Source organism: Spirilliplanes yamanashiensis, from assembly GCF_016863475.1.
GTDB classification, from domain to species: domain Bacteria; phylum Actinomycetota; class Actinomycetes; order Mycobacteriales; family Micromonosporaceae; genus Spirilliplanes; species Spirilliplanes yamanashiensis.
Genome location: NZ_BOOY01000039.1, coordinates 89,889 through 112,580, shown reverse-complemented (window position 1 = coordinate 112,580; position 22,692 = coordinate 89,889). Strand labels below are relative to the sequence as shown.

20 protein-coding genes are annotated in these 22,692 nt (G+C 75.1%); 6 read left to right on the top strand and 14 right to left on the bottom strand.

The window, feature by feature from the left end; genetic code table 11:
* Nucleotides 1-22 precede the first annotated feature (22 nt).
* A complete protein-coding gene (locus Sya03_RS28170; protein WP_203941454.1) occupies nucleotides 23-370 on the top strand; it encodes an ArsR/SmtB family transcription factor in 348 nt (115 codons plus the stop codon).
* A 7-nt stretch (nucleotides 371-377) separates the two neighbouring features.
* On the opposite strand, the gene Sya03_RS28165 is transcribed toward Sya03_RS28170, so the two are convergent.
* The 4 genes from Sya03_RS28165 to Sya03_RS28150 all read right to left on the bottom strand — a co-directional run bounded on the left by Sya03_RS28165 (nucleotide 378) and on the right by Sya03_RS28150 (nucleotide 4,854).
* A complete protein-coding gene (locus Sya03_RS28165; protein WP_203941453.1) occupies nucleotides 378-1,994 on the bottom strand; it encodes an efflux permease Rv1217c-related protein in 1,617 nt (538 codons plus the stop codon).
* Nucleotides 1,991-2,881 (bottom strand): ABC transporter ATP-binding protein, encoded by an 891-nt coding sequence (locus tag Sya03_RS28160; protein ID WP_203941452.1) that lies wholly within the window; start codon nucleotides 2,879-2,881, stop codon nucleotides 1,991-1,993. The genes Sya03_RS28165 and Sya03_RS28160 overlap by 4 nt, the downstream gene beginning before the upstream one ends.
* 106 nt (nucleotides 2,882-2,987) lie before the next feature.
* Nucleotides 2,988-4,304 (bottom strand): Na+/H+ antiporter NhaA, encoded by a 1,317-nt coding sequence (gene nhaA / locus Sya03_RS28155; protein WP_203941451.1) that lies wholly within the window; start codon nucleotides 4,302-4,304, stop codon nucleotides 2,988-2,990.
* Between the two features lie 103 nt (nucleotides 4,305-4,407).
* Complete coding sequence (locus Sya03_RS28150; RefSeq protein ID WP_203941450.1) at nucleotides 4,408-4,854, bottom strand: SRPBCC family protein; 447 nt, start codon at nucleotides 4,852-4,854, stop codon at nucleotides 4,408-4,410.
* An 85-nt stretch (nucleotides 4,855-4,939) separates the two neighbouring features.
* On the opposite strand from Sya03_RS28150, the gene Sya03_RS28145 reads away from it, so the two are divergent.
* Both Sya03_RS28145 and Sya03_RS28140 read left to right on the top strand, forming a co-directional pair.
* On the top strand, nucleotides 4,940-5,878 hold the full coding sequence (locus tag Sya03_RS28145; RefSeq protein WP_203941449.1) for a phosphotransferase: 939 nt from the start codon (nucleotides 4,940-4,942) through the stop codon (nucleotides 5,876-5,878).
* A gap of 68 nt (nucleotides 5,879-5,946) precedes the next feature.
* Nucleotides 5,947-6,762, top strand: coding sequence for a SigB/SigF/SigG family RNA polymerase sigma factor (locus tag Sya03_RS28140; RefSeq protein ID WP_203941448.1), 816 nt, complete (start codon nucleotides 5,947-5,949; stop codon nucleotides 6,760-6,762).
* Here Sya03_RS28140 and Sya03_RS28135 read toward each other — a convergent pair.
* The 10 genes from Sya03_RS28135 to Sya03_RS28090 all read right to left on the bottom strand — a co-directional run bounded on the left by Sya03_RS28135 (nucleotide 6,742) and on the right by Sya03_RS28090 (nucleotide 19,406).
* A complete protein-coding gene (locus tag Sya03_RS28135; protein WP_203941447.1) occupies nucleotides 6,742-9,054 on the bottom strand; it encodes an esterase-like activity of phytase family protein in 2,313 nt (770 codons plus the stop codon). The genes Sya03_RS28140 and Sya03_RS28135 overlap by 21 nt on opposite strands.
* 132 nt (nucleotides 9,055-9,186) lie before the next feature.
* Complete coding sequence (locus Sya03_RS28130; protein ID WP_203941446.1) at nucleotides 9,187-9,759, bottom strand: hypothetical protein; 573 nt, start codon at nucleotides 9,757-9,759, stop codon at nucleotides 9,187-9,189.
* A 20-nt stretch (nucleotides 9,760-9,779) separates the two neighbouring features.
* Nucleotides 9,780-10,916 carry a zinc-dependent alcohol dehydrogenase gene (locus tag Sya03_RS28125; RefSeq protein ID WP_239107910.1) on the bottom strand — a complete coding sequence of 379 codons (1,137 nt, stop codon included), beginning with the start codon at nucleotides 10,914-10,916 and terminating at the stop codon, nucleotides 9,780-9,782.
* A gap of 51 nt (nucleotides 10,917-10,967) precedes the next feature.
* Entirely contained in the window at nucleotides 10,968-12,596 is a 1,629-nt protein-coding gene (locus Sya03_RS28120) for a DUF8823 domain-containing protein (protein ID WP_203941444.1), read from the bottom strand.
* Nucleotides 12,589-15,540: a bifunctional [glutamine synthetase] adenylyltransferase/[glutamine synthetase]-adenylyl-L-tyrosine phosphorylase gene (locus tag Sya03_RS28115; RefSeq protein WP_203941443.1), complete on the bottom strand. Its 2,952-nt coding sequence runs from the start codon at nucleotides 15,538-15,540 to the stop codon at nucleotides 12,589-12,591. Before Sya03_RS28115 ends, Sya03_RS28120 begins: the two co-directional genes overlap by 8 nt.
* 2 nt (nucleotides 15,541-15,542) lie before the next feature.
* Nucleotides 15,543-16,325 carry a type 1 glutamine amidotransferase gene (locus Sya03_RS28110; RefSeq protein ID WP_203941442.1) on the bottom strand — a complete coding sequence of 261 codons (783 nt, stop codon included), beginning with the start codon at nucleotides 16,323-16,325 and terminating at the stop codon, nucleotides 15,543-15,545.
* 18 nt (nucleotides 16,326-16,343) lie between these two features.
* Nucleotides 16,344-16,712: a VOC family protein gene (locus Sya03_RS28105; RefSeq protein WP_203941441.1), complete on the bottom strand. Its 369-nt coding sequence runs from the start codon at nucleotides 16,710-16,712 to the stop codon at nucleotides 16,344-16,346.
* 95 nt (nucleotides 16,713-16,807) lie between these two features.
* Nucleotides 16,808-17,500, bottom strand: a complete 693-nt coding sequence (locus tag Sya03_RS28100; protein WP_203941440.1) for a helix-turn-helix transcriptional regulator — start codon at nucleotides 17,498-17,500, stop codon at nucleotides 16,808-16,810.
* 31 nt (nucleotides 17,501-17,531) lie between these two features.
* Nucleotides 17,532-17,954 carry a DUF350 domain-containing protein gene (locus tag Sya03_RS28095; RefSeq protein ID WP_203941498.1) on the bottom strand — a complete coding sequence of 141 codons (423 nt, stop codon included), beginning with the start codon at nucleotides 17,952-17,954 and terminating at the stop codon, nucleotides 17,532-17,534.
* Between the two features lie 99 nt (nucleotides 17,955-18,053).
* Nucleotides 18,054-19,406 (bottom strand): glutamine synthetase family protein, encoded by a 1,353-nt coding sequence (locus tag Sya03_RS28090; protein WP_203941439.1) that lies wholly within the window; start codon nucleotides 19,404-19,406, stop codon nucleotides 18,054-18,056.
* A gap of 102 nt (nucleotides 19,407-19,508) precedes the next feature.
* Here Sya03_RS28090 and Sya03_RS28085 point away from each other — a divergent pair, with 102 nt between their 5' ends.
* From Sya03_RS28085 to Sya03_RS28075, 3 genes are all read left to right on the top strand, one after another.
* Nucleotides 19,509-21,254, top strand: coding sequence for an NAD+ synthase (locus Sya03_RS28085; RefSeq protein ID WP_203941438.1), 1,746 nt, complete (start codon nucleotides 19,509-19,511; stop codon nucleotides 21,252-21,254).
* Nucleotides 21,255-21,356: 102 nt separating this feature from the next.
* Nucleotides 21,357-22,193, top strand: a complete 837-nt coding sequence (gene panB / locus Sya03_RS28080; RefSeq protein ID WP_203941437.1) for a 3-methyl-2-oxobutanoate hydroxymethyltransferase — start codon at nucleotides 21,357-21,359, stop codon at nucleotides 22,191-22,193.
* Between the two features lie 49 nt (nucleotides 22,194-22,242).
* Entirely contained in the window at nucleotides 22,243-22,677 is a 435-nt protein-coding gene (locus Sya03_RS28075) for a VOC family protein (RefSeq protein ID WP_203941436.1), read from the top strand.
* Nucleotides 22,678-22,692: the final 15 nt, after the last annotated feature.

The window sequence follows — 22,692 nt, the reverse complement described above, 5'->3', positions numbered from 1 at the left end:
AGATGAGCGTCAAGCTAGACGCATGTCAAAGTTTGCTCCGAGCGCGTGCTGTCCCCCGCTGTCGGTCCAGGCGCTGACGCCGGAGGCCGCCGGGCAGCTGGCCCCGATGTTCAAGGCGCTCGGCGACCCGGTGCGGCTGCGGCTGCTGTCGCTCATCGCGTCCACCGACGAGGTCTGCGTGTGCGACCTGACCGACGCGTTCGACGTCTCCGGGCCGACGATCTCGCACCACCTGCGGGTGCTGCGAGAGGCCGGGCTGGTCGACGTCGAGCGCCGCGCCACCTGGGCGTACTACCGGATCCGCCCGCAGGCCATGACGCAGCTGTCCGCCCTGCTCGCGGTGGCCGGCACCGTGCCGGCCACCGCCTGAGCCCTCGTCAGGTGGTCAGGTCGCGGCGGCGGTAACCGGCCAGGCCGGCGGCCACCCCCGCGGCGGCGAGGCCGGTCATGACGGCCGCGGCCGGCCAGTCCGGCCCCGTCACCGGCACGGCGGCCAGGTGCGCGAACGGCGACACGTCCCCCACCCACGCCGGCGCGCCGACGCTGTCGGCCACGACCAGCCAGAGGAACCCACCCACGGCCGGGACGGCGCCGGCCGCCGCGACGGCGCGCGGCGCCCACCCCAGCGCCAGGACGGCGGCCCCGAGGCAGAGCAGGACGACCGGCACGACGTTCCAGGTGCCCGCGAGGGCGTCGCCGAGGCCCAGGCCGGCGCCCACCAGGGCCGAGCCCGCCCACATGGCGGCGCCGGCCACCGAGACCAGCACCAGCGCGGCGCCGGTGGCGGCGGCCACGTCCGCCGCCAGCAGCCGCGTGCGGGTCACCGGGGCGGCCAGCGGCAACGTCAGCCGCCGGGCGGCCTCGTCCGCCGCGAGGGCGCCGACCCGCCCCGCGACGAAGACGCCGACCGGCACGGCCAGCAGCGCGAACAGGGTGGCCGCGTAGCCCTCGACCGTGCCGAGCGTGAAGCCGGCCTGCGCCGCCATCGCGGTGAACTGCGGGTTGGCCGCGAGGAAGTCCGCCATCGACCGGGCCACCAGGCCGATCAGCAGGAAGTACGCGCCGACGCCCGCCGCCCAGCCGGCCAGGGGCCGCAGGGTGCGCCGCACCGCGAACGCCGGCACGGACCCCAGCAGCGCCGTCCGCGCCGGCCGGCCCCCGGCCGCCGGGACGATCGAGCCGCCCACGTCGCGGCGGGCCGCGAGCCGGACGGCGAGGGCCAGCAGCACCGCGGCGGCGAACACCAGCACGGCCAGCGGCAGGCCCCGGCCGGTGTCGAACGGCCGGGTCAGCGCCACCAGCCCGAACGGCGACAGCCACCGCACCCAGCTCAGGGCGGGCACACCGTCGCCGACCATCCGCGCCAGCAACCCGAGGACGAGGACCGCGGCCGCGGCGCCGTTGGCCGCCGACCGGTCGCCGAACAGCTGCGCGGCGAGCCCGCCGGCCGCGACGAAGAACAGCCCGACGGCGGCCAGGCCGGTGCCGTGCAGCACCGAACCGGCCACGTCCGCCCCGGCCGCGATCATCGCCGCCGCCGTGGCGGCGCCCGCCACCAGCGGGACCACGGTCACGACACCGAGGTGGCCGCGGACGGCGTCGGCGAGGGCGGCGCGACCGGACAGCAGCAGGCCCCACCGCCCGGCGTCCTCCTCGCCGCGGGTGATCCTGGTGGCGGCCAGGAACGACCACACGGCGAGGAGGACACTCAGGACGACGCCGGTGCGCCACACCGCGAACCCGCCCGGGTCGCCGAGCGCCACCGGCTCGCCGAACAGGGTGCGGATGGCGGGGTTGCGGGCCAGCGCCGCGAGGGCGGCCGGGTCCAGCGCCTGACTCTCGTACATGGACACGACAAGCGCCGACATGCCGGCGCAGATCCCGGTGACGGTCAGGGCGCCGCGCCGGACCTGCCGGACGGCCAGCGCGGTCAGGGCCCGCCCGGGCGCCGGGGCCGGGGTCACCGAGGCCGCCGGCGCCGCGACGGCGGTCATCGGGCATCCTGGCCGTAGTAGGCGAGGAAGATCTCCTCCAGGCTGGGCTCGCGGACCGCGATCGTCGCCACGCCGGCGTCGGCCAGGGCGCGCAGCGCCGCCGCGGGCGGGCCGTTCAGCGTGAACCGCACCGCCGCGGCGCCGTTGCTGTGCAGGCCGTCGACGCCCGGGACGCCGGTGAGGTCCGGCGGCGCGCCGGTGAACGTCGCGGCCACCTCGGTGCGGTGCAACCGGCGCAGCTGCGCCACGGACGCCACCTCGACCAGCCTGCCGGCGCTGAGGATGCCGACCCGGTCGCAGACGGCCTCCACCTCGGCGAGCTGGTGCGAGCTGAGGAACACCGTCTGGCCGTTGTCGCGGGCGGCCGCGACGGCGCGCCGGAACTCCAGCTCCATCAGCGGGTCGAGGCCGCTGGTCGGCTCGTCCAGCACCAGCAGCGGCGCCCGGGTGGCGAACGCCGCGACCAGGGCGACCTTCTGCCGGTTGCCCGTCGAGTACGTGCCGGCCGGCTTGGCGAGGTCGAGCGCGAACCGCTCCACCAGCTCGTCGCGGTAGACGGTGTCGACGCCGGGGCCGATCCGCCCGAGCAGGTCGAGCACCTCGGCGCCGGTCATCCGCGGCCACAGCGCCACGTCCGCCGGGACGTACGCGAGCCGGCGGTGCGCGGCGGCGACGTCCGCCGCGTCACCGCCGAAGACCCACGCCCGCCCGGAGGTGGGCCGGGCCAGGCCGAGCAGCAGCCGGATCGTGGTCGACTTGCCGGCGCCGTTCGGGCCGAGGAAGCCGAAGACCTCGCCCGGGGCGACGTCGAGGGTCAGATCGTCCAGGGCGAGCAGCCGCCCGTACCGCTTGGACAGGTTTTCGGTGCACAGGGCGGCAACGCCCATCGGAGCCTCCAGAGGCCGACAGCACGACATGACCTGCCGACCAGACTTCCCGGCGCACCTGATGTGACCGTACTCCGTGCCGTCACGCGGCGGAAGCCGCCCGCGGTCAGCGCTCCCGGCCGGCGTCCGTCTCGTAGACGTCGGGGATGCCGTCGCGGTCGGCGTCGAGCTGTTCGGCGTCGTGGATGCGCCGGTACACGCGGTTGCGCAGGCGCAGCACCACGCTCGCCAGCAGGGCGGCGGCCAGCGAGCCGGTCAGCACCGCGACCTTCATGTGCTCCTCGCGGTCGGTGCCGGCGCCGAAGGACAGCTCGCCGATGAGCAGCGAGACGGTGAACCCGACGCCGCCGAGCATGGCCAGCCCGATCACGTCGGTCCAGCTCAGCCCCTCGTCGAGGTTGGCGCGGGTGAACCGGGCCACCAGCCAGGTCGCCGCGGTGATGCCGACCGTCTTGCCGAGCACCAGGCCGGCCACGATGCCGATCGCCACCGAGTCGGTCAGCGAGGCGCCGAGCCCGCTCAGCCCGCCGATGGTCACGCCGGCCGACAGCAGGGCGAACACGGGCACGGCGAACCCGGACGACAGCGGCCGGAACCGGTGCTCGAAGTGCTCCGCCAGGCCCGGACCGGCGTCCGGGCCGCCGGCCCGGTCGCTGCGCACGACCGGCACGGTGAACGCCAGCAGCACCCCGGCGACGGTGGCGTGCACACCGGACTCGTGCATCAGCACCCACGTCGCGACGGCGAGCGGCAGCAGCAGCCACCAGGAGCGCACCCGCCGCTGGACGAGCACGCCGAACACCGCGAGCGGCACCAGCGCGCCGAGCAGCGGCAGCACGGACAGCTGCGCGGTGTAGAAGAGGGCGATGATGAGAATCGCGAGCAGGTCGTCCACGACGGCCAGCGTCAGCAGGAACGTGCGCAGCGCGGCGGGCAGGAACCGCCCGACCACCGCCAGCACCGCCAGGGCGAACGCGATGTCCGTGGCCGTCGGGATCGCCCAGCCGCGCAGCGCGCCGTCGCCGGCGGAGAGGTTGACCGCCACGTAGATCAGCGCCGGGACGATCACCCCGCCCACGGCGGCGGCCACCGGGACCGCGGCCCGGCGCGGGTCGCGCAGGTCGCCGGCGACGAACTCGCGCTTGAGCTCCAGGCCGGCGACGAAGAAGAAGATGGCGAGCAGGCCGTCGGCGGCCCAGGTCGCCAGGCTCAGGTCGAGGTGCAGGGACGCCGGCCCGACCTTCCAGTCGCGCAGCGCCTCGTACGCGGACGCCCACGGCGAGTTGGCCCACACCAGCGCGATCACCGCCGCGGCCAGCAGCAGGGCGCCGCCGATGGTCTCCTGCCGGAGCACCTCCGCGATGCGGCGCGCCTCCGGCCAGGAACCACGCCGGAACAGGGAACGCTGGGAGCCGTTGCTCACTGCGGTGCTCACTTTCGGGGTCGGGTCAGCCACTGCCGACCAGACTTCCCGGCGCACCCGGACCTACCCTAGCCGAGCGTCGCGGGTGACGCGGCCGTGGCGGTCAGCCCGGGCCGGCCGCGGCGTACCGGTCGAGCGCCGCCGCCCACATGCGCGCGACCAGCCGGCCCATCGGGCCGCGGTGCAGCACGACCAGCATCGCCCGCTGGGCGGCCCGGGCACCGGTGTTCTCCCACTCGACGTGCAGCCGGCTGCCGCCGTCGCCGGCCGGCTCGATCCTGGCGAACCCGTCGCCACCCCCGCCGTAGCTGCTCTCCACGATCGTCCAGCGGATCACGGCCGGGTCGGACCAGTCGTACCGGGACACCACCCAGAACGGCGATCCCGGGGAGCTCTCCCGGGCCACCGCCCAGGTGTCGCCGCGGTCGCGCAGCTCGTACGTCTTCGGGTCGAGGGTGCGGTTCCAGATCCGCAGCCGGCGGTCGGTGAAGTCCGTGAGGGCGTCGCGTACCTGCCCGGGTGAGGCCTTCGTCACGACGTCGAACCGCATGCGCTCATCCGAGCACGGCGTCCGGCGCGCGTCCAGGGACGGGCGGGCGTTGGTGCGCCGCGTGCGAAGCCGATCTACTGGGCGGATGCACTCCGGCGAACTGCACGACATCGCGGCGGCCCTGGGCACCTCGGTGGTCACGTCGTCCGTGCTGGCGGGCGGCTTCTCGCACGAGACGTGCCTGCTCACGCTGCCCGGCGGCCGGGTCGTCGCCCGCTTCGGCGGGACGGACCCGGCGATCGAGGCGGGCGTCATGGCCGCCGCGCGGCCGCACGTGCCCGTCCCGGAGGTGCTGCTGGTCCTGCCCGGCGGCGACGGCCGGGCGCGGCACGCGATGGTCGTCGAGTACGTCGACGGCACCCTGCTCAGCGACGTCCTGGCCGCCGACCCGGGCCGCTCGGCGGCGGGCGAGCTGGGCGCCGAGGTGGGCCGGGTCGTCGCCGGGATCGCCGCCGTCACCTTCGACCGGCCGGGGTTCTTCGCCGGCGGCGGCCTGACGGTGACGCCGGAACGGCCGTGGTCGCAGCAGCTGGCCGAGGCCGCCGAGGACTGCATGGCCGCCGTGCCGGGCGACCGGCTCGACGCCGCGACGCGCCGTGCCTGGGTGCGGCTGTGCGCCGCGCACGCGCCGGCGCTGGCGGCCGCCGACGGGTACAGCCGGCTCGTGCACGCCGACGTCAACCCGAAGAACATCCTGGTCGGGCGCGACGGCGGCCGGTGGCGGACGGCCGCCGTCCTGGACTGGGAGTTCAGCTACTCCGGCTGCCCGTACGCCGACGCGGCGAACATGGCCCGGTTCGGCGGCGGCTACCCGGCCGGTTTCCTGGACGGCTTCCGCGCGGGCTTCCTGGAGCGCCGGCCGCCGGGCCTGCCGCCGGCCGGGGACTGGGCGTACGTGGGGCGGGTGCTCGACATGTTCGCGCTGAGCGACCTCGTCACGCGCCCCGCCGGGCACGCCGTCGCCGACCAGGCGGCCGCGCTGATCGGCGACTGGGTGCGGGACGGCGTGCCCCGCACGATCTGACGCCGGCCGAACCGACGCAACGCTCCGTAGCCCCCGTTCGCGGTGTTTGGTGGGCCGCTCCGCCTGGCATGCACCTGGCCAGTCGCCACCCCCCGACGGGAGAGCTCGTGACCACCGCACCGACGTACGACCGGACCGCCGAGCAGCTGGCAGCCGACGCCCTGATCCGGGAGCTGGCCGCCCTGCCCGCCGGCGCCCCCGGCCGCGAACGCCTGCGCGAGCGCGCCATCGAGGCCTGGGTGCCCATGGCCAACCGCCTCGCCCGCCGCTTCTCCGGCCGCGGCGAACCGTCCGACGACCTGCAGCAGACCGCGATGGTCGGGCTCATCAAGGCCGTGGACCGCTACGACGCCGACCGCGGCATCGACTTCGCCGCCTACGCCATCCCCACCATCATCGGCGAGATCAAGCGCCACTTCCGCGACCGCACCTGGTCCGTCCGCGTCCCCCGCCGCCTCCAGGAACTGCGCCTGGCCATCAACGACGCCAACAACGTCCTCACCCACACCCTCGGCCGCGCCCCCACCGTCGCCGACATCGCGGCGCACCTCGGCGTCACCGAGGAAGAGGTGCTCGAAGGCCTCGAAGGCGCCCGCGCCTACCAGGCCACCTCCCTGGCCACCCCCACCGGCGGCGACACCGGCACCATGGAACTCGGCGACACCCTCGGCGAGGACGACCACGGCTTCGCACTGGCCGAGCTGCGCCTCGACCTCGGCCCGGCCATGGCCACCCTCGACGAGCGCGAGCGCCGCATCCTGACCCTGCGCTTCTACGGCAACCAGACGCAGACCCAGATCGCCGAGCAGCTCGGCATCTCGCAGATGCACGTCTCGCGCCTGATCAGCCGGGCCCTCGGCAGGTTACGCACCCGCATGGGCTGAGCGCCGGCCGGCGACCAGCAGCACCACGCCGAGGGCCGTCAGGGCCAGGGCGGGCGCGAGCAGCCCGCCCGGCCCGGTGACGGGCAGCCCGCCGCCGCCACCGCCGCCGCCACCGCCGTCGGGGCCGGCGGCCGGGAACAGCTCCGCGGCCGGGCCCAGGTTGAGGAACACCGTCTCGCCGGTGGCGTCGTCGACGCCGTCGTTGTCGGTGACCGCGTACAAAGTGCCGTCGCCGGCGACCGCCAGGCCCTCGACCTTGTCCTGCACCCAGCCGGCGTCGGCGCGCAGCGCCGGCAGCAGGTCGGCGGCGAGGGTCTTGGTGGCGACCGGCAGGTCGGCGGCGCCGAACCCGGCCGGGACGTCGACCGTGTAGACCTTCTTCACGGCGGCGGCCGGGCCACGCTGGTTGTCGCGTTCGACCACGGCGAACGTGTCGGCGTCGACGGCGACCAGTTCCGACAGGCCGGTCCAGCCGGCCGGGGCCGCGTCGAGGCGGTGGCCGAACCACGCCCACGTCTTCGTGGCCGGGGTGTAGCGGCCGATCCGGGCCACGCCTGCCGGGTCGCCCTTGAGCTCGCGCTGGACGGCGACCCACACCTGCTCGGCGTCGCCGGTGCCGGTGACCGCGACGCCCTCCAGGCCGTTGGTGGTGACGGCGGCGGCGACCGCCGCGGGCAGGCCGATCTCGGCCTCGACGGCGCCGGTGGCGGACAGCCGGACGAGCTGGTTCGGGGTCTTCGCGGAGCCCTCGGCGGCGAGCCACCAGCCGCCGGCCGGCCGGGCGGCGACGCCCTCGGCGTCGTAGCCGACGGGCGCGCCGTCGCGGGTGACGACCAGCTCGCGGACGATGCGGGCCGGCGCGGCGGCGGTGTCGACGGTCAGCAGGCGGGTCGGGGTGTACACGCTGTCGGTGACGGCGGTGAGCTGCGTCGGCTCGCCGGGCACCGCGGACAGGCCGGACAGCGCGCCCCACGGAATCGTGCCGGGCGAGTGCAGCGACGGGAAGCGCGACGGCGCGCCGAAGCCGTACAGCTGCACGGTGGAGCGGATGCCCGCGTCGGGCAGCTCCTCCTCGCTGGACACCACGAGCAGGTTGCGCGACGGGACGGCGACGACGCCCTCCGGGCCGTTCGTGGTGGGCAGCACCTGCACGAACCGCGGCGCGGTCGGCGTGCTGACGTCGTACACGGCGGTGAAGTTGCCGCGCTCGGCGTTGACGAACAGGTACGGGGTGCCGCCGAAGGTGCCGACGGCGACGTTCTCGGGCTCGACGCCCTTGTTGTCGGAGCGGCCGTCCGGGTAGAGGCCGTGCTCGATCGCTATCCGGTCGAGGGTGTTGCCGGCCTGCCAGACGGGCCGGCCGGTGCGCCGGTCGAAGACGGTGAACCCGCGGGTGCCGCCGCGCCAGTCGCCCTCGTCGGCGGTGGCGAACAGGTCGTCGGTGAGCCAGGCGACGCCGTCGGGCTCGCGCGGGGCGGTGACGCTGCCGGTCGGGGTGACGGCGCCGTCGTCGGCGGTGTCGACGCCGTCGACGGTGGCCTCGCCGGCGGAGAAGTGCTTCACGATGCGGCCGTTGCGCAGGTTGACGACCACCAGGTGGTTGTTCTCCTGGAGGCTGACGACGGCCTGGTCGCGGCGGTTGACCGAGACGTACTCGGGCTCGGGGTCGCCGGGCGCGACGGCGGCCAGGCCGGTCAGCGCGACGGTCGACAGCGCCCAGTCCTCGACGTCCACGATGGCCAGGTGGCCGGGCGGCGACTGCGGCAGCGCGCCGTCGTTCACGTCCTCGTCGCGCTCGTTCTCGATCGCGACGGCGATGTACCTGCCGCTGGGCGCGACGGCGACGGAGTCGGGCTGGCCGTCGAGCACGATGGTGCGCACGACGGCCCGGGTGGCGGCGTCGACGACGAGCAGCTTGCCCGACGGCTTCGTGAAGCTCTCGCTGGTGTTCACGGCGGCGAGGATGTGCCGGCCGAGCACGGCGACGGAGGTCGGTTCGCCGCCGGCCGCGAGGGTGCCCGCCGGCTTCGGCGCGGCCGGGTCGGTGATGTCGAGGAAGCCGAGGCGCTCGCCGGGGCTGTCGCTGTAGACCACGGTGCGGCCGTCGGTGGTCACGGCCGCGATCTCGGCGGCGGCCTCGTCGGCGGCCGACGAGTTCAGGTACGCGGGGACGGTGGCGAGCCGCCCGAACGCCGGGGCCGGCGCCGGGTCGGGCGCGGCGTGGGCGGCCGTGGGGGCGAGCAGCACGGGCAGGGCGAGCGCGAGCGCGGCCACCAGGGGCTTGCGAGGCATGCGGACTCCGGGTTCGAGGGGTACGCGCACTGCCTACGGGCCCCGCCCGACGCGCCGCGCACCACCGGGCGAACGCCAGGTGTCCGCCCGGTGGCGACGCCGGTGGAACCGGCCGCTACCGGGACATGCCGGTTACCGGCGGCCCCGGGTGAGGCGGCGGATCGCGGCGTACCCCAGCAGGCCGGCGGCGACCCACGGCGCCCCGACGATGATCGGGTCGAGCAGCTGGTGGCCGGTGTCCACGCGCTTGCGGCCGACCCGCGACGACCAGCCGTGCCGGCGCACCTCGCTCAGCACGCCGGTCTGGGTGATCGGGTTGTCGGGGCGCAGGGTGGCGAACGAGCGCAGCGTGCTCTCGGCGGTGTCGACCCGGTCGGCGGCGACCAGCAGCAGCCAGTGGGCGGCGCGGCCCTCGCTGTACCGCGCGTACGCGTACTTGCGGATCACCCCGGACAGGCCCTTCGGCGGGCACGACGTGCCGAAGACCGGGGTGAGCATCGAGTGCTCGATGGAGCGTTCCCGCGGCCACTTCTCCTCCTGCCGCTCCGGGAACTCCCAGTGCGCGCCGCTGAGGGTGGGGTCGAAGCGCTCCTTCGGCACCGACGGCCGGTCCTTCGGGTCGAGGTCGGCCCCCCAGCCCGGGATGCGGGCGCGCAGCTCCTCGGCGGTCTCGGCCTGCTTCGGCTTGTCCGACGTGTACGGCATGGCGATGCTCCCGGCGGGTCTCAGGCGTTCGGGACGATGAGCGGCTTGATGCAGTCGTCGAGCTTGGCGGAGAACATGTGGTACGCCTCGGCGATGTGCTCCAGCGGGATCCGGTGGGTGACGATGTCGCTGGGTGTGAAGTAGCCGTTGCGGATGTGCTCGAACAGCCGGGGCCACTGCCGCTTCACGTGGCACTGGTTCATCCGCAGCGTCAGGCCCTTGTTCATCGCGTCGCCGAACTTCACGGCGCTGAACAGCGGCCCGTAGGCGCCCATCACGGAGACGGTGCCGCCCTTGCGGACGCTGTCGATCGCCCAGTTCAGGGCGATCGGCGAGCCGCCCTGCAGCTTCAGCTTCGCCGCCGTGACGTGCTGCAGCAGGTTGCCGTCGGCCTCCGCGCCGACCGCGTCGATCGCCACGTCGGCGCCGAGGTGGTCGGTGATCCGCTTCATGTGCACGACGATGTCGTCGTACTCGGCGAAGTTGTACGTCTCGGCGTGCGCGAACTCCTTCGCCTTCTGCAGCCGGTACTCCAGGTGGTCGATGACGATGACCCGGCCGGCGCCCATCAGCCACGACGACTTCGCGGCGTACAGGCCGACCGGCCCGGCCCCGAACACGACCACGGTGTCGCCCTCGACGATGTCGCCGAGCTGCGCGCCGAAGTAGCCGGTGGCGACGGCGTCGGTCAGCAGCACCGCGTCGTCCTCCTCCAGCCAGTCCGGGATGAGGCTCGGGCCGACGTCGGCGAACGGGACCCGCACGTACTCGGCCTGCCCGCCGTCGTAGCCGCCGCAGGTGTGCGAGTAGCCGTAGATGCCGCCGACCGCCGTGGCGTTCGGGTTGACGTTGTGGCAGTTCGCGTACAGGCCGCGGGCGCAGAAGAAGCAGGACCCGCAGAAGATGTTGAACGGCACCATGACGCGGTCGCCCACCCGGAGGTTCTGCACCGACGGGCCGACCTCGTCCACGACGCCGACGAACTCGTGGCCGAACGTCATGCCCACCCGGGTGTCGGGCATCATGCCGTGGTAGAGGTGCAGGTCGGAGCCGCAGATCGCCGCCCTGGTCACCCGCACGATCGCGTCATTGGGGTGCTCGATCGCCGGGCGGTCCTTCTCCTCGACGCGCACCCGGTACGGACCTCGGTACACCATCGCTCGCATGGTCGGGCCCTACCCGTCCCGCGGGGCGGCAAACGCCCGGCGTCAGCAGCGCGGCCCGGCGCCGGTGAGGGCGGCGGAGATGCGGTAGCGGCCGCCCCGGTCGACGCGCAGGGTGGTCCACTCCCCCGCCCGCGCGAGGCAGCCGCCCGGCCGCACGACGGCCCGGTCGGAGGCGATGCCGATCGGCCCCACGGGCCCCAGCGGCCCCTCCACCCGCAGCCAGCGCGACCAGCGCAGGCGCACCGGGTGGTCGCCCGCGGCGGTGACGTCGACGGTCAGCTCCCGCTCGGTGGACGCCACGACGGCGCCGCCCGGCACGACCGACGGCGCCCCGGCCACCGCGTACAGGGTCCAGTCGGGGGTGCGCCACACCTCGGTCAGGTACGGCAGCCCGGACCGGACGAGGGCGGCCTCCCGGCGGCCCACCCAGGACGGCTCGGCGGCGGCGAGCGCGACCAGGCCGACGCCGTTGTCGCGCAGCCAGGCCGCGTAGCTGTCCGCGTCGAGGGTGCCGTCGAAGAACAGCGGGTGCCGGTCGATGTCGGCCTGCCGCAGCCAGCCGCGCGCCAGCGGCACGGTGGCGGGCACGTACGCGGCCTCCCAGTAGTTGGCGGTGGGCACCACCTCGACCCGGCCGACGGGCGCGCGGCGGGCCAGCTCGGCGCGCAGCGGCGCGGTGTACGCCGCGGCGGCCACCGGGTCGCCCGCGTTGCGCAGGTCGGCGACCGAGACGGGCGGCTGCCACACCGCGACGGCGACCAGCACGGCGGCCAGGGCGGCGGTGGCGGGCACCCGGGCGAGGGCGCCCCGGCCGGGCCACACCGCGTAGCCGGCCAGGACGGGCAGCGCGAACACGGCCGCCAGCCGCACCGCGTTGAGGCCCACCGGGGTGGGCACCAGGGCCGCGGCGAGCACGCCCGCCGCCGACAGCAGCGCCCCCGCCCGCACCGGCCGGGCCGGCACGAGCGCCGCCACGGCCAGCGAGGCGGTCACGGCGCGGACGGTGTCCCAGGCGCTGATGTTCATGGTGCCGCCCGCGCCGAACAGCACCGACGTGACGCCCATCGGCACGGCCGCCGCCGCACCCAGCGTGACGGCCTCGGCCCACCGGCGCCGGTCGGCGAGCAGCAGCGCGGCCGCCGCGAGGCCGACGAACAGGCCCGCGACCGGGCTGGCGGCGCCGGCCAGCAGCGCGCACAGCCCACCGGCGAGCGGCCGCACCCACGCCCGCCGGGCGGTCAGCGCCAGCAGCGCCGCCAGCCCGAACGCCACCCCGACGGCGAACGTCACCCGCCCGGACACCAGGTTGCCGGCCAGGCCGAGCACCCCGAGCAGCCCGGCGAGCGGCAGCCGCCGGGCGCCGGTGCGCCGCAGCAGCGCCACCAGCAGCACGGCCGACGCCACCAGCGCCAGCGCGCCCAGGCGCCGGGGGCCGTCGTAGCCGTCGCCCAGCCACGCCATCGGCCACGGCGTCAGCAGGCTGTAGCCGTACGGGGAGATGCCGCCGTACCAGCCGAGGTCCCAGACGGCGAGGCCGTGGCGCGCCGCGAACCCGGCCCGCGCGGTCTGCGCGGCGAGGTCGGTGCCCAGCGGCGGCGCGAGCAGGTACGCGGCGGCCGCGATCACCGCGGCGAGCGCGACCACCGGCGCCGGGGTGACGCGCTCACGCATCGAGCACGCGCTCCACGGCGGCGCGCGACCACCGGGTGACCCGCAGGTAGTGGTCGACGAACTCGCCCGGGTCGCGCCCGCCGAGCAGCTGCACCGTGCCCGCCAGCTCCGGGCCGTGCCGCGGCAGCTGGTCGGTGGGGCGGCCGCGGACCAGGGTCAGCGCGTTGCGGACCTGCGCCGCCAGGGTCCACGACGCGGCCATCGCGGTGGCGTCGCCGCCGTCGAGCAGCTCGGCGTCGCGGGCCGCGGCCAGGGCGTCGAGGGTACGGGTGGAGCGCAGCCCCGGCACGGTGCGGGCGTGCCGCAGCTGCAGCAGCTGCACCGCCCACTCGACGTCGGCGAGCCCGCCGCGGCCCAGCTTGGCGTGGGTGGCCGGGTCGGCGCCGCGCGGCAGCCGCTCGGTCTCCACCCGCGCCTTGATCCGCTTGATCTCGACGATCTGCTCGCGGGTCAGGCCGTCGCGCGGGTAGCGGACCCGGTCGGCCAGCGCCTCGAACTCCGCCCCCAGGTCGGCGTCGCCGCACACGAACCGGGCCCGCAGCAGCGCCTGCGCCTCCCACACCTTCGACCAGCGGGAGTAGTAGGCGCCGTACGCGGCGAGGCTGCGCACCAGCGGGCCCTGCCGGCCCTCGGGGCGCAGCCCGGCGTCCACGCCCAGCTCCGGGTCGGGGGCGGGCGCGGCGAGCAGGCGGCGCAGCTCCTCGGCGATCGCCAGGGCGGCGGAGCTGGCGGCGTCGTCGGCGACGCCGGCCGGCTTGTCGTACACGAACAGCACGTCGGCGTCGGACGGGTAGCTCATCTCGTAGCCGCCGAGCCGGCCCATGCCGATCACCGCGAACCGCAGGCCTTCCGGCGCGGGCCGGGCGCGCCGGGCGATGAGCAGTGCCGCCTCCAGGGTGGCGTCGGTGACGGCGGTCAGCCCGCTGCCGACGGTCTCCACCCCGACCGGCCGGTCCGGGGTGAGGCTGCCCGCCCGGCTCAGCACGTCGGCGCAGGCGATCCGGAACAGCTCGCGGCGGCGCAGCGCCCGCACCGCCACCGTCGCGGCCTGCGCGTCGCTGTCGGCGTGCCGCTCCGCGACCGCGGTGAAGCCGGCGCACAGCACGTCGGCGGCGCGCGGCACCAGCTCGGCGTCGTCTGCGAGCAGCCGCAGCGCCTCCGGGTCGCGCACCAGCAGGTCGGTGGCGTACCGGGACAGGCTCAGCACCCGGGCGAACCGGCGCGCCACCGGGCCCTCGTCGCGCAGCAGCCGCAGGTACCACGGCGTGCTGCCCAGCTTGTCGGACACCTGGCGGTAGTTGAGCAGGCCGCGGTCGGGCTCGGGGGCGTCGGCGAAGTCGGGCAGCAGCGCGGGCAGCAGCGTGCGCTGGATCGCGGCGGTGCGCGACACCCCCGCCGTCAGCGACTCGATGTGCCGCAGCGAGCCGGCCGGGTCGGCGAAGCCCAGCAGCGACAGCCGCTTGCGGGCCGAGTCGGGCGTCATCCGCAGGTCCTCGGCGGACACCCGGGCCACCGACTCCAGCAGCGGCCGGTACAGCAGCTTGGCGTGCAGGCGGCGCACGTTCGCGGCGTGCTCCACCCAGTCGCGGCGGAACGCCTCGACCGCGCTCAGGCCGTGCTCGTGGGTGTAACCCAGGGCGTGCGCCAGCCAGCGCACCGCGTCGTCGTCCGTCGGCACCACGTGCGTGCGCTTGAGCTGCTGCAACTGCAGCCGGTGCTCGACGGAGCGCAGGAACACGTACCCGCGCAGCAGCGTCTCGCCGTCCTGGCGGCCCACGTAGCCGCCCGCGACCAGCGCGCGCAGCGCCGGCAGGGTGCCGGGGTCGCGCAGCGACGGGTCGGTGCGGCCGTGCACCAGTTGCAGCAGCTGCACCGCGAACTCGATGTCGCGCAGACCGCCCGGCCCCCGCTTGATCTCCCGGTCCATCTGGTTGTGCGGGATGTTGTCGATGATCCGGCGGCGCATCGCCCGGGTGTCCTCGACGGCCTCCGGCCGCTCCGCGGCGTGCCACACCAGCGGCTCCAGCTCGTCCACCCAGGCGCGGCCCAGCTCCAGGTCGCCCGCCGCCGGGCGCGCCTTCAGCAGCGCCTGGAACTCCCAGGTGCGCGCCCACCGCCGGTAGTAGGCCAGGTGGCTGGCCAGCGTGCGCACGAGCGGCCCCCGGCTGCCCTCCGGCCGCAGCGCCGCGTCCACCGGCCACGCCACCAGCCCGCAGATCTCGATGAGCCGCGCCGCCACCGTCGTGCCCGTCGCGATGTCGTCGTCGCCCGCCACCACGAAGATGACGTCGACGTCGGAGACGTAGTTCAGCTCGTTGCCGCCGCACTTGCCCATCGCGACCACCGCCAGCCGCGGCTCCGGACCGCCGTGCAGCTCGGCCACGGCGATCCCGTACGCCGCCTGCAGCGTCGCGTCGGCCAGCGCCGACAGCGCCGCCGTCGTCTGCTCCAGGCCGCGGCCCGCCGTCAGGTCCGCCGCGGCCACCCGCAGCAGGGCCCGCCGGTACGCCAGCCGCAGCGCCGCCACCGACGGCGGCCCGTCGGTCGCCAGCTCCAGGGCGCCCTCCGCGGCCGGCGCCTGGCCGTTGCGGCCGGTGGCCAGCACCCGGAACTCCGCCGGGTTCGCCACCAGGTGGTCGCCCAGCGCCGACGACGCCCCCAGCACCGCCACCAGCCGGCGGCGCAGCCCCGCGTCGGCCACCATCGCCTCGACCACCGCCGGCGCGCCCGCCCGCTGCTCCGCCTCCACCAGCCGGTGCAGCTGGCGCAGCGCCAGGTCGGGGTCCGCCGCCCGGGACAGCGCGGTCAGCAGCTCGGCGGCGTCGGCGTCGGCCGGCTCGTGCGCGGCGACGTCCCACAGCCGCAGGCCGTCCGGCCCCAGCAGGTCGGCGGCGCGGGCGGAGTTGTCGCGGAACCCGTACCGGGCGAGGCGGCCGGACCGCACCGCTAGTTCCCCAGCAGCGGCAACGTGCGCGGCGTCGCCACCGGGATGTCCGCGTCGGGCAGCGTGCCCAGCGCCAGCGCCGCGAACCGCGCCGCGAACGGCTGCCACACCTCCTCGACGTCCGGCAGCACGTCGGCCGTGGCCGCCACGACCACCTCCGGGTCGTACCCGAGCTCCGCCAGCACCGCCGCGTCGTGCGCCGCCCACGACGCGAACATGTCCGCGTCCGCCTCGATGTGGAACTGCACCCCCCACGCCCGGTCCCCGAGCCGGAACGCCTGCACCGGGTACCGGGTGGACGCCGCCAGCAGCACCGCGTCGTACGGCAGCTCGACGATCTCGTCGGCGTGCCACTGCAGCACGTCCGGCATCAGCGGCACCCGCTTGAACAGCGGGTCGTTGTCGGCCGCGTCGCGCCGCCCCACCAGCCCCGGCCCGATCTCCGGACCCGACGTGCTGCGCTCGACCGTGCCGCCGTGGGCGGTGGCCAGCAGCTGCGCCCCCAGGCACACGCCGAGCGTGGGCACCCGGTGCCGCACCGCCTTGCGCAGCAGCGACTCCAGCGCGGGGAACCACGGCGCCCCGGGCGTGCCGTCGGGCGCCGGGTACGCGCTCTGGTCGCCCCCGAGGACCACCAGCGCCGCGTACCCGTCCAGCGCGTCCGGCAGCTCGTCACCCGCGTGCGGGCGCCGCACCTCCAGCGCCAGCCCGGCCCCCGTCAGCCACTCGCCGAGCCGGCGCAGGTCGTCCGACGGGTCGTTCTCGATCACCAGGGCAGCGCTCACACCGTCGAGGCTATCCCGTCACGACGTGCCGTCACTGAACACCCCGAAGTGGTTGCCGGACGGGTCGTGCAGGTGCGCGAACACCAGCGCGCCGTCCCCCTGCTGCGGCGGCACCAGCACCTTCCCACCCGCCGCCTCCGCCGCCGCACACGTCGCCGCCACGTCCGCCACCTGCACCACGAACACGGCATAGTTGGGCACCTCCCCCTTGGTGCCGAACACCCCACCGGCGGGCGCACCGGCCCCCGGCGCGGTGATCAGCCGGTACGGCATGCTCTGCTCGGCGTCGTCGGAGAACCCCCAGCCGAACAGCTCGCCGTAGAACCGCTCGGCCACCTCCGGCCGGTCGGTGCCGATCTCGAACCACGTGACCTGGTTGACGCTCATCGCGGATGCCCTCCCGTCCGGTGGCGCCGGGCACCCTCCCGACGCGCTCGAACACCAGCCTCGACCCCCTCACCGACAACCCTGTGTCGGTGTTTTCAGCCGAGGCTGAGGGCGCGTACGTCCGGCTCGTGCAGGTCGATGTCGCCCGGGGAGAGGTCGCGGGTGACGCGTTCGGCGAGGGGTACGGCCGACGTGATGCGGTCGGTGCGGAAGGCGCGGACGGCGTCGCGGAGCCGGCACCACGCCACCAGGTACCAGTGGTGCGGGGTGCCCACGTACCCCAGGGGTTCGATGTCGCGGGCGGACGGGGCGCCGCCGCGGTCGGCGTAGCCGATGCGCAGGACGCGGCGGGCGGTGAGGGCGTCGGCGACGACGGCGGGGACGGGGGTGGCCGGGCCGGGGCCGGCGACGTGGATGCGGGCGGCCAGCTCGCGGGCGGCGGTGGCCGCCGCCGGGGGCATGACGGCGAGGACCTTGCGCAGGGCGGTGGCGGCGGAGGCGTGGAACGGGGTGCCGGCGAGGCGGTGCAGGGCGAGGGCCATGGCGACGGCCTCGGCGGGGGTGAGGTTGACCGGCGGCAGGGTGCCGGCCTTGTCGAGGGCGTAGCCGCCGGTGCGGCCGGGCTCGGCCCAGATGGGCACGCCGGACTGCTGCAGGGCGCTGATGTCGCGTTCGACGGTGCGGGTGGAGACCTCGAAGCGGGTGGCGAGCCAGCGCGCGGAGCGCGGACGCGGAGCGACCGCCCGCAGCTCCTCGACGAGGGCGTACAGGCGGTCGGTCCGGTTCACCCGCGGAGGCTAACCCCCGGGTGTGACAGCGTCAGGCGATGCAGGCGCAGACGATGAGGGCGGCGCCGAAGTGGGCGGCGGCGCTGACCCGGGCGCCCGGGTGCGGTTCGGGCGTGCAGATGACCTCGCCGAGCTTGCCCGGGGTGAGCCAGTCGAGCACGAGGAAGCCGAGGCCCATGATGGCGATGCCGATGAGGCCGAACAGCACCGTGGACGCCAGGCCCTGGGCGAAGCTGTCGTAGCTGGTGAAGATCGCCGTGAAGACGATCGCGGCGATGCCGAGCTGGTTGGCCACCAGGAGCAGGGCGGCGTTGGGGTTGCGGTCGACCCAGATGAGGTCACGCAGCTTCCCCGGGGTCAGGACGTCGACCAGCACGAACCCGACGGCCATGAGGCCGATGCCGATCAGTCCGAATACGACGCTGCGGCCGGCTCCCTCGAGCAGCACTTCCAGGTCCACCGAGTCTTCTCCTCAGATGCGTGCGCGGATGACACGGTGACGGTAGCCGACGGGCGCATACCGTTGATCCACCGGCGGGCGGAGTGTCGGCGGCTACAGGGCCCCGAGGTAGCGCTGGCGCTCGTACGGGGTGACCTCGCGGCGGTACTGCTCCCACTCGGCGCGCTTGTTGCGCAGCACGAAGTCGAAGACGTGCTCGCCGAGCACCTCGGCCACCAGCTCGGAGCCCTCCATGACGTCTATGGCCTCGGCGAGGTTCTCCGGCAGCGCCTGGTAGCCCATGGCCTTGCGCTCGGCGGCGGACAGCGACCACACGTCGTCCTCGGCGCCGGCGGGCAGCTCGTAGCCCTCCTCGATGCCCTTGAGCCCGGCGCCCAGCAGCACGGCGAACGCCAGGTAGGGGTTGCAGGCGCTGTCGAGCGAGCGGACCTCGACGCGGGCCGAGTTGGGCTTGCCGTAGGCGGGCACCCGGACGAGCGCGGAGCGGTTGAGGTGGCCCCAGCACACGAACGCGGGCGACTCGGTGATGCGGTCGGGCAGCTGGAGCGGGAACAGCCGCTTGTAGGAGTTGACCCACTGGTTGGTGACGGCGGTGTACTCGCGGGCGTGGGTGAGCAGGCCTGCGATGAACGCGCGGGCGACCTTGGACAGCTTCGACGGGTCGTCGTTGTCGTGGAAGGCGTTGCGTTCACCCTCGAACAGCGACAGGTGGGTGTGCATGCCGCTGCCGGGCTGGTCGGTGAACGGCTTCGGCATGAACGTGGCGCGCACGTTCTGCGACAGCGCCACCTCCTTGACGACGTGCCGGAACGTCATGATGTTGTCGGCCGTGGTGAGGGCGTCGGCGTAGCGCAGGTCGATCTCCTGCTGGCCGGGGGCGACCTCGTGGTGGCTGAACTCGACGCTGATGCCGATGCGCTCCAGGGCGAGGACGGCCTGGCGGCGGAAGTCGCGGGCGACGGCGTGCGTGGTGTGCTCGAAGTAGCCGCCGGCGTCGACCGGGATGGGCACGGAGCCGTCGAGGGGGCCGTTCTCGAGCAGGAAGAACTCGATCTCGGGGTGGGTGTAGAAGGTGAAGCCCTTCTCGGCCGCCTTGCTGAGCATGCGGCGCAGCACGTGGCGCGGGTCGGCCCAGCTGGCGCTGCGGTCGGGCAGCAGCACGTCGCAGAACATGCGGGCGCTCTCGCCGCTGGCGCCGCCCTCGAACGGGAACACCTGGAAGGTGGTCGGGTCGGGCATGGCGACCATGTCGGACTCGTACACCCGGGCGAAGCCCTCGATGGCGGAGCCGTCGAAGCCGATGCCCTCCTCGAAGGCGCTCTCCAGCTCGGCGGGGGCCACGGAGACGCTCTTGAGCGTGCCGAGCACGTCCGTGAACCACAACCGGACGAAACGGATGTCGCGCTCTTCGAGCGTCCGGAGCACGAATTCCTGCTGTCGGTCCACGTCCACCCCTCGCGCGACGGCCACTGCGACTTCACACTACGCCCGCCGCGGCGCTCGGAGGCCGCGGGCGTGACGAAACGATCGTCGGGGCAAGATACGCACATGCCCACGCTGCGTCTAGCCCTGGCCCAGGTGAACCCGATCGTCGGCGACATCGGCGGCAACACGGCCCTCGTGCGCCGCGTCGCCGGCGAGGCGGCGGCGCAGGGGGCCAACCTGGTCCTCTTCCCCGAGCTGACCCTGACCGGCTACCCGGTCGAGGACCTGGTGTTCCGGTCGTCCTTCGTGCGGGCCTCGCAGGCGGCGCTGCCGCGGCTGGCCGCCGAGCTGGCGCAGGACGGCCTCGGCGACGTGGCCGTGCTGTGCGGCTACCTCGACGCGGACGGCCCCGCGCCGACCAGCGCCGACCACCGGCCGGGCCACGGCCCGCGCAACGCGGCCGCGCTGCTGCTCGGCGGCCGGGTCGTCGCCACCTACTTCAAGCACCACCTGCCGAACTACGGCGTGTTCGACGAGGACCGCTACTTCGAGCCGGGCAGCAGCCTGACCGTGGTGCGCCTCGGCGGCGCCGACATCGCGCTGACGATCTGCGAGGACCTGTGGCAGGCCGGCGGGCCGTTCGCCGCCGCCGGGCGCGCCGGGGTCGGCCTGGTCCTGAACATCAACGCCTCGCCGTACGAGCTGAACAAGGACAACGTGCGGTTGCCGCTGGTGCGGCGCCGCGCCGCCGAGGCGGGGGCCACCGTCGCGTACGTCAACACGGTCGGCGGCCAGGACGAGCTGGTCTTCGACGGCGACTCGCTGATCGTCACCGCGGACGGCGAGCTGCTGGCCCGCGGCCCCCAGTTCGCCGAGCACCTGCTGGTCCACGACGTGGACGTGCCGGCGGCCGGCACGGCCGACGGGCCCGCCCAGGCGCCCGGCGACGACATGACCATCGAGCGGGTCACCGTCGACCTGCCGTTGCGCCCGGTCCCCCCGCTGCGCGCCCGCGGCGGGCTGGCCGACCGGATCGCCGACGAGGAGGAGGTCTGGGCCGCGCTGGTGCTCGGCCTGCGCGACTACGTCCGCAAGAACGGCTTCCGCTCCGTCGTGCTCGGCCTGTCCGGCGGCATCGACTCCGCCGTCGTGGCCACCATCGCGGTGGACGCCCTCGGCCCCGACGACGTCGTCGGCGTGTCCATGCCGTCCGGCCACTCCTCCGGCCACTCCCGCGACGACGCCGCCGACCTGGCCAAACGCCAGGGCCTCGACTACCGCAGCGAGCCGATCCAGCCGATGGTCGACGCGTTCCTGGCGAACATGTCGCTGTCCGGGCTGTCCGTGGAGAACCTGCAGGCCCGGGTGCGCGGCGTCATCCTCATGGCGCTGTCGAACCAGGAGGGCCACCTGGTGCTCACCACCGGCAACAAGAGCGAGCTGGCCGTCGGCTACTCCACCCTCTACGGCGACTCCGTCGGCGGCTTCAACCCGCTCAAGGACGTGCCGAAGACGCTGGTCTACCGGCTGGCCCGCTGGCGCAACACGGTGACGCCGGTGATCCCCGAGAACTCGATCGTCAAGCCGCCCAGCGCGGAGCTGCGCCCCGGCCAGCTCGACACCGACTCGCTGCCCGACTACGACCAGCTCGACGCGATCCTGCTCGGCTACGTCGACGGCGACCAGGGCCGCGACGACCTCGTCGCCGCCGGCCACGACGCCGCGCTCGTCGACCGGGTGCTGCGGATGGTGGACATCGCCGAGTACAAGCGGCGGCAGTCCGCGCCCGGCACGAAGATCAGCATCAAGGCGTTCGGCCGCGACCGCCGCCTGCCCATCACGAACAGGTTCCGGGAGGGCGCGGTGTGACGGTTTCCACGCTCCCCTGACGCGGCGCGGCCTGCGGGTGGGACGCTGGAAACCGACCCGGGGACCGCGGTCCGGCGGCCTCGAGGAAGACGGGAGACCACCATGTCCGACGAGGTACAGGCTCTCTACGGCGGGCCGCCCACGCGCCGCGTGCGCACCCGCGACCTGCAGGCCGCCAAGGAGCGCGGCGAGCGCTGGTCGATGCTGACGTCCTACGACCAGTACACGGCGTCGATCTTCGACGCGGCCGGCATCCCCGTGCTGCTGGTCGGCGACTCGGCCGCCAACAACGTCTACGGGTACGAGACCACGGTGTCGGTCACCACCGACGAGCTGCTGCCGCTGGTCAAGGCGGTGGTCCGCGCGACGCGCACCGCGTTCGTCGTCGCCGACCTGCCGTTCGGCTCGTACGAGGAGGGCCCGGTCCAGGCCCTGCGCACCGCCGTGCGGTTCATGAAGGAGGGCGGCTGCCAGGCCGTCAAGCTCGAGGGCGGCGTCCGCGTCGAGGCGCAGATCGCCGCCATCACCGCCGCCGGCATCCCCGTGATGGGGCACGTCGGGTTCACCCCGCAGAGCGAGCACCAGCTCGGCGGCTACCGGGTGCAGGGCCGCGGCGACGCCGCCGCGCAGGTGCTCGACGACGCCCGCGCCGTGGCCCGGGCGGGCGCGTTCTCCGTGGTGCTGGAGATGGTGCCCGGCGAGGTCGCCAAGCAGGTCACCCACGAGCTGACCATCCCCACCGTCGGCATCGGCGCCGGGCCCGACACCGACGCCCAGGTGCTCGTCTGGCAGGACATGGCCGGCCTGCGCGGCGGCGCCGCGCCGCGCTTCGTCAAGCGGTACGCCGACCTGGCCGGCGTGCTGTCCGACGCCGCCCGCCGCTACGCCGCCGACGTCCGCGGCGGCGAGTTCCCGGCCGCCGAACACACCTTCCACTGATGGTCCACCGCTGCGCCGGGACCGGCCGGTCCCGGCGTACGGTGCTCAGATGAGCGTTCCCGCCCGCGTCAGCGTCGTGACCCTCGGGGTGGCCGACGTCGTACGCGCCACCGAGTTCTACGAGGCCCTCGGCTGGAAGCCGTCCAGCGCGTCCGTGCCCGGCCTGGTCACGTTCTTCGACACCGCCGGCGGCCGGCTCGCCCTGTACGGCAGCACCGACCTGACCGCCGACGCGGGCGTGCTGCCCCGCGCCGGCAACGACTTCCGGGGCGTCGCCGTCGCCATCAACGTCGACCGGGCCGAGGAGGTCGACGAGGCGCTGCGCGCGGCCGTGCAGGCGGGCGCCACGCTGGCGAAGGCGGGCGTCGAGACCGAGTGGGGCGGCTACCTCGGCTACTTCACCGACCCGGACGGCCACCTGTGGGAGGTCTGCTACAACCCGGGCTTCCCCAACGACGCGAACGGCGTGCCGCAGCTGCCCTGACCAGGCGCGACGGCG

Coding starts and splice junctions, on each gene's coding strand:
- Sya03_RS28170 (WP_203941454.1), top strand. CDS start 23: ATGTCAAAGTTTGCTCCGAGCGCGTGCTGTCCCCCGCTGTCGGTCCAG.
- Sya03_RS28165 (WP_203941453.1), bottom strand. CDS start 1,994: ATGACCGCCGTCGCGGCGCCGGCGGCCTCGGTGACCCCGGCCCCGGCG.
- Sya03_RS28160 (WP_203941452.1), bottom strand. CDS start 2,881: ATGGGCGTTGCCGCCCTGTGCACCGAAAACCTGTCCAAGCGGTACGGG.
- Sya03_RS28150 (WP_203941450.1), bottom strand. CDS start 4,854: ATGCGGTTCGACGTCGTGACGAAGGCCTCACCCGGGCAGGTACGCGAC.
- Sya03_RS28145 (WP_203941449.1), top strand. CDS start 4,940: ATGCACTCCGGCGAACTGCACGACATCGCGGCGGCCCTGGGCACCTCG.
- Sya03_RS28140 (WP_203941448.1), top strand. CDS start 5,947: ATGCACCTGGCCAGTCGCCACCCCCCGACGGGAGAGCTCGTGACCACC.
- Sya03_RS28135 (WP_203941447.1), bottom strand. CDS start 9,054: ATGCCTCGCAAGCCCCTGGTGGCCGCGCTCGCGCTCGCCCTGCCCGTG.
- Sya03_RS28130 (WP_203941446.1), bottom strand. CDS start 9,759: ATGCCGTACACGTCGGACAAGCCGAAGCAGGCCGAGACCGCCGAGGAG.
- Sya03_RS28125 (WP_239107910.1), bottom strand. CDS start 10,916: ATGGTGTACCGAGGTCCGTACCGGGTGCGCGTCGAGGAGAAGGACCGC.
- Sya03_RS28120 (WP_203941444.1), bottom strand. CDS start 12,596: ATGCGTGAGCGCGTCACCCCGGCGCCGGTGGTCGCGCTCGCCGCGGTG.
- Sya03_RS28105 (WP_203941441.1), bottom strand. CDS start 16,712: ATGAGCGTCAACCAGGTCACGTGGTTCGAGATCGGCACCGACCGGCCG.
- Sya03_RS28085 (WP_203941438.1), top strand. CDS start 19,509: ATGCCCACGCTGCGTCTAGCCCTGGCCCAGGTGAACCCGATCGTCGGC.
- panB (WP_203941437.1), top strand. CDS start 21,357: ATGTCCGACGAGGTACAGGCTCTCTACGGCGGGCCGCCCACGCGCCGC.
- Sya03_RS28075 (WP_203941436.1), top strand. CDS start 22,243: ATGAGCGTTCCCGCCCGCGTCAGCGTCGTGACCCTCGGGGTGGCCGAC.